15 protein-coding genes are annotated in these 14,579 nt (G+C 43.5%); 7 read left to right on the top strand and 8 right to left on the bottom strand.

The annotated features are described in order from the left end of the window. On the bottom strand, window positions 1–360 hold a 360-nt coding region (locus OSCI_RS04010; protein ID WP_039961723.1), incomplete at its 3' end, for a hypothetical protein. 5 nt (window positions 361–365) lie between these two features. Next, entirely contained in the window at window positions 366–581 is a 216-nt protein-coding gene (locus OSCI_RS04005; RefSeq protein WP_007353582.1) for a hypothetical protein, read from the bottom strand. Window positions 582–763: 182 nt separating this feature from the next. Here OSCI_RS04005 and OSCI_RS04000 point away from each other — a divergent pair, with 182 nt between their 5' ends. The 3 genes from OSCI_RS04000 (at window position 764) to OSCI_RS03990 (ending at window position 1,974) form a co-directional block, all read left to right on the top strand. After that, complete coding sequence (locus OSCI_RS04000) at window positions 764–1,060, top strand: type II toxin-antitoxin system RelE family toxin (RefSeq protein WP_007353581.1); 297 nt, start codon at window positions 764–766, stop codon at window positions 1,058–1,060. Continuing rightward, window positions 1,057–1,302, top strand: a complete 246-nt coding sequence (locus OSCI_RS03995; protein ID WP_007353580.1) for a hypothetical protein — start codon at window positions 1,057–1,059, stop codon at window positions 1,300–1,302. The genes OSCI_RS04000 and OSCI_RS03995 overlap by 4 nt, the downstream gene beginning before the upstream one ends. Before the next feature lie 171 nt (window positions 1,303–1,473). Continuing rightward, on the top strand, window positions 1,474–1,974 hold the full coding sequence (locus OSCI_RS03990) for a hypothetical protein (protein WP_007353579.1): 501 nt from the start codon (window positions 1,474–1,476) through the stop codon (window positions 1,972–1,974). 48 nt (window positions 1,975–2,022) lie between these two features. On the opposite strand, the gene OSCI_RS03985 is transcribed toward OSCI_RS03990, so the two are convergent. The 5 genes from OSCI_RS03985 to OSCI_RS29575 form a co-directional block, all read right to left on the bottom strand. Then, window positions 2,023–2,850 carry an Rpn family recombination-promoting nuclease/putative transposase gene (locus OSCI_RS03985; RefSeq protein ID WP_007353578.1) on the bottom strand — a complete coding sequence of 276 codons (828 nt, stop codon included), beginning with the start codon at window positions 2,848–2,850 and terminating at the stop codon, window positions 2,023–2,025. A gap of 140 nt (window positions 2,851–2,990) precedes the next feature. Then, complete coding sequence (locus tag OSCI_RS03980) at window positions 2,991–5,060, bottom strand: serine/threonine-protein kinase (protein ID WP_007353577.1); 2,070 nt, start codon at window positions 5,058–5,060, stop codon at window positions 2,991–2,993. A gap of 330 nt (window positions 5,061–5,390) precedes the next feature. Then, window positions 5,391–5,537 carry a hypothetical protein gene (locus tag OSCI_RS29580; protein WP_155523404.1) on the bottom strand — a complete coding sequence of 49 codons (147 nt, stop codon included), beginning with the start codon at window positions 5,535–5,537 and terminating at the stop codon, window positions 5,391–5,393. A 76-nt stretch (window positions 5,538–5,613) separates the two neighbouring features. Beyond that, the gene (cax, locus tag OSCI_RS03975) at window positions 5,614–6,735 is read right to left on the bottom strand and encodes a calcium/proton exchanger (protein ID WP_007353576.1); all 1,122 of its coding nucleotides are present in this window, start codon (window positions 6,733–6,735) and stop codon (window positions 5,614–5,616) included. Window positions 6,736–6,938: 203 nt separating this feature from the next. Next, a complete protein-coding gene (locus tag OSCI_RS29575) occupies window positions 6,939–7,124 on the bottom strand; it encodes a hypothetical protein (protein WP_148288891.1) in 186 nt (61 codons plus the stop codon). Window positions 7,125–7,251: 127 nt separating this feature from the next. Here OSCI_RS29575 and OSCI_RS03965 point away from each other — a divergent pair, with 127 nt between their 5' ends. The 4 genes from OSCI_RS03965 (at window position 7,252) to OSCI_RS03950 (ending at window position 13,779) form a co-directional block, all read left to right on the top strand. Beyond that, entirely contained in the window at window positions 7,252–7,596 is a 345-nt protein-coding gene (locus OSCI_RS03965) for a hypothetical protein (RefSeq protein ID WP_019487481.1), read from the top strand. Further along, on the top strand, window positions 7,577–8,689 hold the full coding sequence (locus OSCI_RS03960; protein ID WP_007353573.1) for a mechanosensitive ion channel family protein: 1,113 nt from the start codon (window positions 7,577–7,579) through the stop codon (window positions 8,687–8,689). Before OSCI_RS03965 ends, OSCI_RS03960 begins: the two co-directional genes overlap by 20 nt. Then, window positions 8,664–10,361, top strand: coding sequence for a mechanosensitive ion channel family protein (locus OSCI_RS03955; RefSeq protein WP_007353572.1), 1,698 nt, complete (start codon window positions 8,664–8,666; stop codon window positions 10,359–10,361). The genes OSCI_RS03960 and OSCI_RS03955 overlap by 26 nt, the downstream gene beginning before the upstream one ends. A 658-nt stretch (window positions 10,362–11,019) precedes the next feature. Then, on the top strand, window positions 11,020–13,779 hold the full coding sequence (locus OSCI_RS03950; RefSeq protein ID WP_007353571.1) for a DUF3536 domain-containing protein: 2,760 nt from the start codon (window positions 11,020–11,022) through the stop codon (window positions 13,777–13,779). Window positions 13,780–13,839: 60 nt separating this feature from the next. On the opposite strand, the gene OSCI_RS03945 is transcribed toward OSCI_RS03950, so the two are convergent. Further along, window positions 13,840–14,457 carry a hypothetical protein gene (locus OSCI_RS03945; protein ID WP_019487482.1) on the bottom strand — a complete coding sequence of 206 codons (618 nt, stop codon included), beginning with the start codon at window positions 14,455–14,457 and terminating at the stop codon, window positions 13,840–13,842. Window positions 14,458–14,579 lie beyond the last annotated feature (122 nt).

Genomic DNA, 14,579 nt, shown 5'->3' with positions numbered 1-14,579 from the left:
GTGAACGTCAAATTCTAAGAAAAAATTTGTCTGTCCCAAAATTAATGATACGTTGTCACTTTTTACCCAAGCAAATACTAATCTTACCGGAGCAAACTCCCCTATTTCAGCCATTAAAAATACTGGCATCGCTGGTTGATTACCAATGTTGCCTGCCAGTCGAATGATGGCTTTGCTGTCATCCCAAACTAAGCCAAGCTGAATCCCTATTTGGTAAGGCAATAGATTTACGGTTGCACCGCTATCTACTAACCCAATAACTTCGAGTCTCTGGTTATTGTGGTGCAGAATTAGGGGAATGCGCGGTAGGCTGTCAAACTCATCTTGAGAGGGGTCATTGGTTGAGTATTGGAATCGCATAATACTCAGTTTTCGTTACTGTTAGGTAGATTCATTGCCTGCATCAAAGCTGCACCAGCACCAAAATTATTGTAGGGGGTTGGTAGGTAGTAAATCTTGTAAGGTTCCAAAGGAAAAATATCCTCATTAATATCTTCTTCGGCCATTAGAATGCGGATTAATTCTCGTTTATCGATCGCAGACAGTTGTCTAATGGTGGGGAGTAATTCTGTTAGTGTCATCGGTTGTTTTCCTACGATGCGTCTATGTTAACGGTAGCAGGTCAACGTAGTAATTGCAACTTCTATGGGAGTTTCAGGAAGATCGGCGCGATCGCCCTTGTAGAAAACTGATTTCGGTAGTGGTAAACTGTGAGATAATTGCTACAATAGCGTAAAATTAAGCTTCTTTTGAATTTAAACAAATGAAGTTCACGATTGAGATTACTGAAGAAGCGATCGAAGATATGGAGTGCTTGGATAAAGCAGCGTGTGTTACCATTATTGATGCAATAGAGCGGCAACTTGTTAATCAGCCTTTGCTGGAAACCAGGAACCGCAAGCCGCTTCGACCTGATTCTCAATTTGGTTGGGAGTTGAGGATTGGCAAGTATCGCGTCTTCTACGATGTCAATGAGGGAACGGTGACGGTTAGTGTGGTTGCAGTGGGATACAAAGAGCATAATCAGCTCTATATTAGAGGTCAAGAGGTTAATCTATGAAAACTATTGAACTAGCTCAGTCTAATCTGACGATAGTTGAGTTAATGGAATTAGCACAGCAGGACACTCTCATCCTCAAAAAATCGGATGGGACAGAGTTTGTTTTGTCGGTTATAGATGATTTTGCTACAGAAGTTGAGGTCTTACGCCAAAACGAGGAATTCATGGAATTTTTAGCACAGCGATCGCGATCGACTAAACGGTTATCGCTTGAGGAAGCGCGAAGACGATTAGGTATTTAACAGAATCAAGGGAATGCGCGTAGGCTGTCAAACTCATCTTGAAAAGGGTAATTAGTGCAAGATAGAGGTTATTGAAAAGAGCGATCGCGCTTATTAGATAATTTCGATAAAAGGCGCAAAAAGTTGGTAAAAGTTTGCTATAGTTACCATACTTATCTCACAAACCCACCTATGGACAGTCCTCAGATATTGCAATTTGTCGATGAAACTGTCTACACCAATACTGGCAAACATCTAAATAACTTGCAACGGAGGATTATCGCAGGAATACTGAATCGTCAAAGATATGCTGACGTTGCAGAAAATTATGGTTATAGCGCCAAACACATTAAAAAAGCCAGTCACGAACTTTTACAAATGTTATCTGAAGTCTTTGGCGAACAAGTTAAGAAAAGTAATCTTGAATCCGTTATAGAAAGACAGATAAATCAAAATATAAATCTTGGCAAAAATAATAATTTTCAAAATAACAGAATTAGCTACGTCAATAATTGCCCTAATCCCCCTACTTGTACCCTAGATAAAACTCAGCCGGAAACTCCTGACTTGGAGGAGGAAAGCAAAAATCAAACTAAGATTGAAACAATAGATAAATTGCGGCAATTTGGCCTAAATGATGAACAAATTGCAGAAGCTTTAAATTTACCCTTAGATGTAGTTAAGCCGGATTAGAAGGTGGCACTACATTGAATTATTTTTGTTTAGTTAGTTGATTAGGCTTTAGTTACCATTCGAGCGCAAATTCCGCACATCCTGAATACTGAGTCCCGTTGTCTGAGCGATCGTTTCATCATCCAGGCGATCGAGCAAATTCCGTGCAATCGCCAGCTTTTCTTCTTTAACGGCTTTAATTATAACTCCTTGTTGGTCGTAAATAAACATTTCTCGCCGTTCTAAATCCTCCAATTCCTCACGAGTTAAGTTCACTTGATTGGCAATATCAAAGGCTTTATGAATCTCTGGAACGCTATCCATTATTTCCGGGACATCCGTTATCGCCCTCGCATATTTGATGAAATAAATCCATTTATCTGCCAGAGTTTCTAGCTGGTGTACTTCTTTAGTAAATTTTGGAAGTTCTACAAATACTAACTCCATGCTATTATCGGTATATTGGAGATTTGTACTTGCTTCTTTATAGATAAATCTTGAAATTAGTCGATCGCTATTTGCAAACATCTCGAAATCAGTCAGTGTTAATGCAATTACTAGCTTGAGCATTCGGTAGCCTTCTCCTTTCTGCAATTGAAAGGCGTAAGTTTTGGCCGCATTGTACAAAACTCTCTTGCCGAAAGATTCTACGTTTAATACTTGCATTTCAATAATGACTAGCGTACCATCCGCGAGTTTAGCTTTAACATCTAAATAAGTATCTTTCAAACCTTCGACTCTGGGGGGTAGGTTGGGGTTGATAATTTCTAAGTCTTCAATAGTAGGATTGCCATCGTAAATCATGGCATTGAGAAAACTAATGAGAATGTCTTTGCTTTCTGAGGAGCCAAATATTTTTTTGAAGGCGTAATCGGTTTTGGGGTTGATGAATGTCATGATTAAAATTGGGAATGACGACAGATATAACGTAGTAATCGCTACTTCTAGAGGCGTTTCACAAAATAGGCGCGATCGCGCTTGTTTTTTGGGATTAGGGCGATACATCTAACAATTCATCAAGTTATTAATTTTTGATTTCAAGGCATTTCCCAAATTTTCAAAGTTTCATCTGGACTGCCGCTAATAATAGTCTTACCATCAGGAGCAATCGCGATCGCACTCACAAAACGGCTGTGTCCTTGCAAAGCTGTTTTCTCTTTACCATTCTTGAGATCCCACACCAAAATTTTCGCGCCACCACTAACAAGAGTCTTCCCGTCTGGACTGATAGCCAGAGTCCTCACCCAACTAGAATGACCATCAAGAGTCCTAGTATGTTTACCTTCTTTGAGGTTCCAGATACGGATAGTATTATCGCTGCTACTGGAAGCCAAAGTTTGACCATCGGGACCGATCGCAACAGCCTTAACAGCACCCGCGTGGCCTGTCAGAACTTTTCTTAATTGACCAGCTTTGAAATTCCATAATCGTACAGTCTTGTCATCACTACCCGAAACCAGAGTTTGACCGTCACGGCTGAAAGCCAGAGCATTAACTTGAGCCCGATGACCGCTCAAAGTAAGCATCCGGCTGCCAGTTTTCAGATTCCACAAACACACAGTTTTGTCATCACTACCAGAAGCCAAAGTTTGACCATCGCGGCTAATCGCGATCGCATTCACCCCCCCCTTATGACCAGACATTGTGCGGATAGCCTTACCAGTTTTCAGATTCCACATACTAATATTTTTATCATCGCCACCGCTCACCAAAGTCCGATTATCAGGCGCGATCGTTAACGTTCTCACCCACTTCTTTGAATGCACGCCATTAATCGTGCGAAGTAGTTTTCCTGTCTTCATATTCCAAATTCTAATCGTACCAAAAGAGCCAGAAGCTAAAGTTTGACCATCGGGGCTAAGTGCGATCGCATTAACATTACCAACATCACTAAAACTTTTTTCTAAAAATTGACTGCTGGGCAAACTCGAAAGCAACCAAACAGGATTGGCAAAAAATCCGTAGCGCATCGAACTGTAAACTTGAGAAAAACCCAACGCCAATAGCAACACAGCACCACCCACCACCAATTTTTTCTTTAACTGTGCGGGGTTCGTGTAAATTTTACTAGAGCTATTCCTCGTACTAGCTTTAAGTCTAGTCCCAGAATTTTGCCTAGTCGTCACTGGCGGATTAGTATTCCCCCGCCCTTTAAGCTGCGAACCCGCAGGAAACTGAGTTGCTGAGGGACTCGGCTCCCCACTTAGATCTATATCCTTTAAACACTGCAAAATCATCTGGGGACTTTGAGGCCTATTCCCCGGAAACGGGGCCATCAAATAATCAATCACACTTGCAACGGCATCCGAAACATGAGGCGCACCCTTGCGCCACATCAACTTACCCGTGCGGGGGTTTTCGGGAAAAGCCGTCGGCGGTTTGCCAGTCAGTAAATAAACAAAGGTACGCCCCAGCGCAAAAAAATCCGATTGAGGGACAGCCTTACCATTTGTTTGTTCTGGCGGCGAATAGCCAGGAGAAACAATACCCGTAACATTTTGACCTTGCCCCACCTTAGCAAAGTAGGTAGCCGAGACTTCTCTAGCAGTTCCGAAGTCAATCAACACCAATTGCCCATTAGGTTTGCACATGATGTTGTGCGGCTTAATATCGCGGTGGAAATAATGGAGTCCGTGAACCTTATCCAGAATATCCGACAATTGTCTCAACCATTCCACAGCCTGTTCTTGAGTAATTGGCTTACCGCGACTTTTCAGCCAATCCTGCAAATTCGCACCAGAAATTTTCTCCATGACCAGACAGTGGAATTGTTCTGTGCTGTCGGCTGGCGAATAAACAAAATAACCGTCGCGGTCTACTTTGGGAATACCGGGATGTCGCAGTCTAGCCAATACATCTGCTTCTTGCTTAAACAGAGCTACAGCTTTAGGATGGTCTTTGAGTAAGACTTTCAAGACTTTACGTTCGCCCCGGTCGTCTATTTCATAGGTTTTGCCAAAGCCGCCGCCTCCGAGAGGCAGAATGACCCGATATCGACCTTCTAACAGGAGTTCCGAACCGCAGTGGCGACAAACGGGTCTGTCAGCGTTAGCCGGGTCAGAAGGATTTGGGCATTTGGGATTGAGGCAATAACTCACAGAAGCCACATAACCCTGATTCAGGTTGCTTTACCAAGTCCAATTTGACACTCCCCGCTCTCAAAAGGCGGAGATTTTTAAGGACAACTTGAATGGAGGTGAATCCACAAAAAAGTTGATGCTTAAAGGGTTTGTCAAAGAACCCAGATCTACTCGCTCTAAATTAATAGAGTTTGTAGGTAGTTCCACGTAGTCGCATCGTAATTTTTAATTCACTCCTCTAGCGGCTCATTTTCTACCCCTAACGATACCTAACGGCATGACGCGGAGGTGTTGCGGGATTACAACCGTCTGCTAGCTAAAGTCATCGTGTCTTAGATGCGCTCTTTAAGTGTATCTTTATTGTTCCTTGTTTTGAGCTGCATTACCAAAAAATCTTGTGAGGTACAACCACCAGGAGTTATATACTCGCGAATAGAGACAGTCGCGATCGCGATCGTCATCATTAAGACTTAGGCACTTAGTCTGTAGGGTGGCCGCTGCCATAGTTTAGCTTTTGAGGCTATAGAGATCTGGTAATTGCACCCTCCACCCTACGATTACCTATCAGCCACTGGAAAGATTATAGCGCCAGGCCTTCAACGACTGGATGGAAGTAGAAGGCGAGAGCCAAAACCAGATAAGCAGCTAAGAGCAAAGTACCTTCAAGCCAGTTTGAATTGCCATCGGAACTGATGGAATTGGCAATCAGCACTGCAACGGTGACTGCTATCAATTCAAAGGGGTTGAAGTTCAAATCCATTGGTTTGCCCAAGATAAAACCTGCTAGGACTAAGACAGGCGCTACAAATAAAGCAATTTGCAAACTCGATCCTAGTGCCACCGACACGGACAAATCCATTTTATTTTTCATCGCCACTGTCACGGCTGTGGCGTGCTCGGCCGCGTTGCCAATAATGGGAACCAGAATTACCCCGGTAAACAAGGAGGTTAACCCCAGGAGGGCGGTAGCTTCTTCTAGAGTATCGACGAGCAATTCTGACTCGTAGGCTACTGTGAGCGTACAGGCCAACAATACTCCAATCCACAAGGGCAAGTTGACTTTACGATCGGGGGAGTCTTCTGCCAAGTTGTTTTCGGCTAATCCCTCTAAATCCATCTCGGCAACTCCTGCGTCATAGAGGTAGGTGTGGGTTTTCATAGAAAACAACAGCGTCAGCACGTAGACTAGAATCAGTACGATCGCGACGGCGCTGGAGAGCTTCTGCATGGTTGCTTCATCGATTCCAGGGGAGGTGGCATCAACGGCTGTTGGCACTAAAATTGCGATCACGGCAAGGTTCATGGCTGAGGCGTTCAACCGAGCTACCATTGGCTGAAATTCTTGCTCTTTGTAGCGCAACCCTCCCAGAAACATAGCAAAACCCATGACTAGCAGGAGGTTGCTGATGATAGAACCTGTGATGCTGGCTTTGACGACATCTATGAGTCCGGCATTGAGGGCGATAATGCCAATGATCAGTTCTGTGGCATTGCCGAAGGTGGCGTTAAGTAAGCCGCCGAGGTTGGGGCCGAGGACTACGGCGATTTCTTCGGTGGCGGTGCCCATCCAAGCGGCTAGAGGTACGATCGCCAAGGCTGATGTAATAAAGACTGTGGTCGATCCCCATCCCAGGAAGTGGGCGGCAATAGAAATCGGGATAAATACTAGCAACAGTGAAATTAAGTTCTTTGTGTTCAGCATTTAGGTTTAAAGGAGGACAAGGCAGCAAGAAAGTAAGCAAGTAATGGAACTGGGGGTTCCCAACTCCAAATCATAAATTTTTCCACAACGGAAAATCATCACCTTTAGGCATGGGAGGAGTTTTTGTGGCTGTCTTCCACCGTGAAAAAAGAGTTAGTTGAAAAACACAAGCAGTTGCGATTTTCGCTATAATCATAACAGTCTTAGCGAAACCGATGGATTTCGTTAGCGAGCAGGGCCACATCAGCCGGGACAATCTGAGTTCGACGCGATCGCTCTTCGCCATTTGTTCCGATCGCCAAAAGTTGCCAAGACCCTGAATGTAGTCTTGAGTGATTATATCTTGATAAAGATATCATCCGATCGAGAAACCCTTTCCCATCTATCATTAAAAGACCTCCAAAAGCAACTGAATACTTCCGAGCGGGGATTAAGTAAAAAAGAAGTCCTCGAAAAGCGATCGCAAACTGGTTGCGTTGAGATCGGGCTCTATTAACCTTGGGAGAGCCTTTTTCTGTGGGTAATACCGCTCCCGAAGCACTGAGTATTAATGCTTCTCTGGCTTCCCGGAATGAAAACGAAGATCCGATTGATTTAGCAATTATCGCCGGACTGAAACCGGATCGATCTTTAAAAGATTACAATATAATCCACTTCCAACCGTTTGAGCCGGTGGATAAACGGACAGAAGCAACTGTTGAAAATATCAATGGCGATCGCTTTAAAATAACCAAAGGTGCAACCCAAATAATTCTGGCACTTTCAAGTAATGCCGATCGCGCCCGCAGTCAGTACTATCGGACGAGATTTTGCTATTTATCCTTAATTATTAAACTTTACCATGATAGAAACAAACAATGAGATTTCTCAAGCATCAGAACTGGTTTTAAATAATGGCGATCGCTTACTGCAAATCACTTTAATTCTGATAGCAGGAGGGATGGCGCTATTAGCGGGAATGGCGCTCATTTCCATCTTAAGATTACCGTTAAGTTGGTTGGCTCCAAAATTCTCAACGCAGACTTATATTCGTGTACTGGTTGCCTCAAAAAATATAGTTTTGGTGTTACTAACTCTCTCGGCAATGGAAGTAATGTTACTTCTAATCCCTCAAACTGAATGGCTGAGTTTAATCGAGTTTTGCCTGAGTGTGGGCATCAGTATACTTAGTGGATGGATGCTCTCAAGACTATTTAGAGACTTTTTTAATACCACAATTTTAGGAGTAACTTTTGAGTCAAACCCTCAAGTTAAAGGCGAGTCCATCTTCTTACTTCGGTATTTTGGAGACTTTGCGATCGCTGTAGCGTTAATTTTAAGTTTTTGCATTAGTCATAACATCAACGTTTTAGGCATAGTTGCCAGTTTAGGAATTGGAGGTATTGCCATTGCCTTTGCAGCTCAAAAGACTTTAGAACAATTTTTGGGAGGGATTGTCTTAAATCTTGACCGCCCTTTTACCGTTGGCGACTATATTGGCTTATCCGATGGGCAGCAAGGTAAGCAAGGTACTTTTGGACGAGTAGAAAGTATCGGTTTGAGGTCAACTAAAATTCGCACCTCTGGTAAAGGCACTCTCACTATTATTCCCAATAATGCGCTCACTCAAGCCACCATTGAAAATTTTTCAGGTGCAAAGAAAGTCATGTCTGTAATGATGATTGAGTTTCCTAAACCGATATCTGCCAATGAGCAAGCACTGATCCGCCAAACCGTAATGGATAGCACTATGGACATTTTTGGTTTAGACTGGCGTAGTACAGAGGTGGCATTTGGTGACAATCATGCCCAAATTTCCTTTTTTATTCTCGGTTCTAATGAGTTATCAATGGAGCTGAGACGGCAATTGCTGGATTTGGCTACCCAACAAATTACAAAGCAACTTCAAAAGCATAATATTTCTTTTATCCTTGACCAACCAACGATTTATGTGGATTCCCCAATCTCGATTTAAACAAGTATATAAACGTGCAATTAATCTGATCGTCTTATTTCTGGTGGGTTGGTTGCTAGTGCTGACTCCGATGGGGTTGGCTCAAGGTTTTGCTGATACTGGTTCTCCTGTGGTTGTTGATGGCATCCCACTTTTTTATTTGCAAGCTGTGGATAATTTTCGCGCAAGGGATCGCACCCAATTTGCTAATAATTTACTGGCTGAGGCGATCGCTACTGATGCAGCCATAACTTTTGATGTGCGGAATAATGATAGTAACAGCCCTACTTCTATTTCTTTAAATAATAACTACCTGCTCACCGTGACAGCAAATGATGTTCTGCCAGGTTTTTCTCCATTTCAACAAGCTAATCAATGGCGGAATATTCTAGAAACAGCGATCGCCAAAGCTAAAAAAGAACGCACTTCCAAATATATTTTACAGAGAAGTCTATGGATTGCGATCGTAATCGCAGCACTGCTCGTAGTGCGGATTTTATTAGGAATAGCAATCCGATTATTTAAGTTTAAAACTGGATTTTTTAGCAAGATTTTTTTTGGTTTTAGCTGGGGTGCGATCGCCCTAGTTAGTTCTGAATGGTTTCCCATATTACGCAGTTTACGCTATCAGTTGGTTTCCCCGTTTTCTCAACCCGAGTGGCTGATATTTTTTGGAGCATTAGGAGGATCTTTTGTATTGACCTACTATGCTACAGACTTACTAAAATTAGCACTTAAAAAACTAGCTCCCCACGTCCTGGAAAATATATATATAGAAGTTTTTCAACCGAGCGAACGCCTTTTTCAATTTGCCTTTCTCAGTATTTCTATCAGTTGGTCTTTGACCTTATTAGAACCATTGGCACCAGTGATTTATAATCTACTAAAACCGATTGTCAATCTATTCTTAATTGGAAGCTTATATTGGTTATCGATAAAACTAGCTAGCCGCTACCTACGTAGCTATGGATTCAAGTTAGGCAGCAAATTTAGTCCTAGTAGTGATGATGCTATTCTGGTATTTGAGACGATTATTAATATCCTGATCTTCATTGTAGCTTTAGTTGCCTTTGCCCGCAGCCTCAACTTTGACTTGATTGGATTGGTAGCAAGCTTAGGGTTAGTCGGTTTAGCCGTCGCCTTTGCTGCTCAAAAAATTCTTGAACAACTGATTGCGACTTTAGTTCTATATCTAGATCGTCCTTTTGTTAGTGGTGACTATATCCGCTTACCAGGTGGAGAATTAGGGAAAGTAGAAAGTATTGGCTTGCGATCGACCAAAATTCGTTCCCTTGGCACTGGTACAATTATTGTGATGCCTAATTCCATTCTTGTAAATGTAGAAATTGAAAATGTTACTCTTGCAAAAAAAATTATGGTGTTATTGTATATGAACTTTGCTAGTGTTTTAGGAGAACGAGAATATGCCCTAGTTCAACAAGCGATATTGGAAAAAACCGCTTACCTATCAGGGATTGATACTAACAGCACAAATATTCATCAGGCTGATGAAACAGGAAAAAGATTGAGGGTTAGTTTTGCAATTTTAGGTTCTCAAGATAATGCAGTTGAGGTGCGTAAACGTCTACTAGAGTTGGCAAGCGCTGAAATTGCCAAATCCCTCTCGATTCATGGGATTGTGTTTACGATGGAAGCTCCTACCGTTTATGTGCAATCGCCTGTGACAATCTGATTAATGTAATTTGCTAAGTAGAAGGAAGAAGGAGGAAGGATTTAGTTATCTAGGAGAGAAGGAGGAATGTTTATACAGTCAGCTTTTTGGCTAAGCCATTGCGCCTTTAGGTTTGCCCAGCTCTCAAGAATCCCATCCCCAGAGCCCAGAGGGGGGTGGGAGTGTCAAAACTTGTAGTAAAATATTAAATTTAACGTTAAAGTGGCAAAGTCTTATTGCTAAAGGTTAAATTTTCTTAATCGGAACTTGCTCTGCAATTGATTAGACTTTACGATCCAGTAAAATAGATGGCAATTAAATTCCTAGTCCTTTAAGCACTGACCTAGATTCGGTGTCAGATTTCGCTAGAGCAGTAGCACGTCTTTTCTATTTTGCCTTTGGGGGTTGCGGCATTTGTGTAAAAAATCTCCGTTTTCTGGTTCGGCTTGTGTGTTAGCACGAATGCTCAAGCCTTTACTAGCGGACACTCTGGGCGGGTTTTGCAAAAAAATTATCTTTCCATTGCCAAAATTATCGGCTAAATCCGTCCCTACTTATCAAAGTTTTGATTACAAAACCTAGTTGAGACAGGCTGTTAACAAAAGGCGGCGCTGCTGCACGGTCTGTCTGGCTAATTGTAAGGTTGTTTTTGTGTTTAATATTTGAGGATGCTCATTCTATGGCTCTACATTCTACAACTGCTCAATCTCTCTGGGTCAAGCCTTCTACATTGGATGCAAAGGTTCCAACTGATTCACTAGCAGTCGATCCCGCACGCACCGCTACGGGGGTTTATGTCACGGTTCACGGTCATTTCTATCAGCCACCTCGCGAAAATCCTTATCTGGATGCGATCGAACGCCAACCGGGGGCGGCTCCTTTCCATGACTGGAATGAGCGTATCCACCATGAGTGCTATCGCCCTAATGCTTTTGCCCGGATTTTGAACGATCGCGGGGAATTGGTGGGGATCGTTAATAATTATGAGTATCTGAGTTTTAATATCGGCCCAACGCTGATGAGTTGGCTGGAACGATACGATCGCGAAGTTTACGAGCGGATTTTAGAGGGCGATCGCAAATCCTGCGCTCGTCTGGGCAAAGGCAATGCGATCGCTCAAGTCTACAACCATATCATTATGCCCCTGGCAAATGAGCGGGACAAATACACTCAAATTCGCTGGGGGATCGCTGATTTTAGATCGCGCTTCAACCGCGATCCCGAAGGAATGTGGCTGGCAGAAACGGGTGTAGACTACGCCACCCTAGAAACTCTGGTAGCTGAAGGTATTCGCTTCATTATCTTGGCTCCATCGCAAGCAGAACGTTGCCGTCCCTTCCCTAGTGGCGACGATCCCAACCCAGAATGGCACGAAGTAGGGGGCAGCCAAATCGATCCCACCCGCCCCTACCGCTGTTATCTCAAGCCTACACTCACCACAACGGCAGACTCTCTAAGCACTCAACATTTCAGCCGCAATCGTTCCAAATCGCCAATCCCTAGTCCAAACACGCCCTACATTGATATCTTTTTTTACGATGGCCCAATCTCGCGGGATATGGGCTTTAATGATGTTCTCAGCAGTGCTCAGCATTTGTCAGGGCGTTTGGGCCAAGCCGTGCGCGGGGATCATCGACCGGCACAATTAATCGCAGTGGCAACAGATGGGGAAACTTTTGGCCACCATAAGGGCGGTACTGAGAAGTGCCTCGCCTATAGTTTTACAGAAGAGTTTCCACGCCGCAACTGGACGGTGACGAATTTTGCCCATTATTTGAGCATCAATTCTCCTACTTGGGAAGTGGAACTGAAGCCAGTAACGGCTTGGAGTTGCGGTCATGGTGTCGATCGCTGGCAAGATGATTGTGGTTGCGGTGGTGGTGGCGAATGGCATCAACAATGGCGGCGACCCCTACGAAATAGCCTTAATTGGCTCAGGGATCGATTGATTCCCATTTATGAAGGGGCGGGGCGCAAGCTGTTTACCGATCCTTGGGCGGCGCGGGATGAGTATATTGAAGTAATTCGCGATCGCTCTACTGCTAATGTCAACCGCTTTTTAACTAAGCACTGCGATCGCGAACTCGACGATTCAGAACGGGTAGATGCTTTGCGACTGTTGGAAATGCAGCGACACGCTCTGCTAATGTTCACTAGCTGCGGCTGGTTTTTTGAGGAGATTTCCCGACCGGAAGGCGTACAAATCCTGCGCTATGCGGCTCGTGCTTTGGAATTGGCGGCGGATGTTACAGGAATACAGTGCGAAGGAGAGTTTATTGAACGTCTAGCTCTGGCACCAAGTAATGTTGAGTTTTTTAAGACGGGTGCAGAAGTTTATCGGCATCTGGTTGCGACGGCCCAAATTAGTTTAGAGCAAGTAACTGCTCACTATGCGATCGGTTCTCTCTTTACTACTTTTGCCCGCGAACAACAAGTTTACTGTTACCAGGCACACCAGCTAGATTACCAAATGCAGCGGATGGGTTCTCTGGCCTTAGCGGTGGGTCAGGTACAGTTGACCTCAGAAATTACTCAGGAAACTCAGGTTTTTGTGTTTGCTGTGTTTCACTTGGGAGGCTGGGATTTCCACTGCTGCATTCAACCTTTTGGGGGTCGCCGGTCTTATACCATGCTCAAAGAGCGCTTGTTTACAGTTCTAGAAGAGGCTTCTGCGGCTCAGGCAATTCTGGAAATGGTGCGCCTGTTTGGAGATCAATCGTTTAGTTTGCGGAATTTGTTTGCTGAGGAACGCCACCGGATTATGAGGTTGCTCAGTCAGGAAACTTTGACACGGCTGGATCAGCTTTATAGTCAAGTTTACCGGGACAATTACGGGGTGATGATGGCTTTCCACCGCGATGAGTTGACGGTTCCTGCGGAGTTACAGGTCGCTGCGGAGGTAGCTTTGGGACATCGCTGTTTGACAGCCGCGAGGGCTCTGGTGGCTGAAAGTTACGAGCAACGCTTCAGCGTGACAATCATAGCGGAATTGGAAGCGATCGCGGTGGAAGCTGCTCAGCTTCGGTGTCGCGTGAATATTCCAGAGGTCAAGGAAACTTTGGAACGGCTGATTTTGCGATCGCTTGAGGCGTTGTTAAAAGAGGAAAATACAGCCTTAATAGAAGCTGAAATAGACCGCATGGATAGGCTGATTAATTTGGGAAATAAACTCAACTTCGGCTTAAATCTAGATCGCGTCCAAGAGTTGTATTTCCAATCGCTTTACAGTCAAATTGTACCAGTATGTTTGGGGTGGCTGCAACGCCAAGAATCCGAGCAAATTATCACATCAGATGAAGAGAACGGCTCTACTGATTCTCATGCCTTAGTTTGTATTGAGGAGGGAGTTCGCTGGGAGTTACCTCAGATTCGGAAGTTATTGGAGTTAGGTCAAAAGTTGGCTGTTGATGTTAATAGCTGGTTGAAGTTATTGCCGTAGTTTTGGTTGGCAATTAAACTGAGGTCTTTTATTCCGTAACGCCGCCATCTGGGCGGTTAATCACCGCCCAGATGGCGGCGTTACGTGAGAATTTAGGACTGCTTGGAAGCAAACTTCCCAATAATAAAGTACAACATTAATCGCCGTAAATAACTTAGGAACACCTTCTAGTAAACTCGGAATTCCATCACCAGGTAATTTGAGAGAGTCTACGATCGCAACAATAAACATTAAACCCATGCTAGTTAGTAGTAAAAAATAGGGAGTTGGTAGCATTACGCGCCAAAAAGTCAACCCATACCCAATAGCAACTATGGCAAAAAATGCTGCCGTTACTATCTTAGGAATGCCAATCTTTTCAAGATGGACGTGCAATCTAAAAAATTCTACCAACACAAAAGAGCCTGTAAGAATTGCAGAGATAAAAAAGAAATTCGTGTTTTTATTCCTAGATTTAAGTCTCAGCAGTGCCCAACTAAAAGTGCAAAGTACAAATGGAATAGTACATAAAATCTGAAATACATTAGTTAATAGGCTAACCGTAAAATATGGTGAATATTCAGGAGGATCGAATACTGAGCCAACTGAATATGTAAAAAATTTGGCATAAGCAGTTACAACAATTACTAACGCGAATGCGAAACAATTAACCCAAAAAACGTAGCGAGAAATATTCATTGTTAGGCAGAATCAAAAACGATGATATAGCTAGGGACTAGAGACTAGGGGAAAAAGAGAATTGACAAAACCAGCAAAATATGTCAAAATTTTACCTTTGAATTATAGCAAACGCCAAGGCG

It is taken from the genome of Kamptonema sp. PCC 6506 (genome assembly GCF_000180455.1).
GTDB classification, from domain to species: domain Bacteria; phylum Cyanobacteriota; class Cyanobacteriia; order Cyanobacteriales; family Microcoleaceae; genus Kamptonema; species Kamptonema formosum.
Note: the sequence above shows the minus strand (reverse complement) of the source record. Positions and strands in the feature narration are given on the sequence as shown.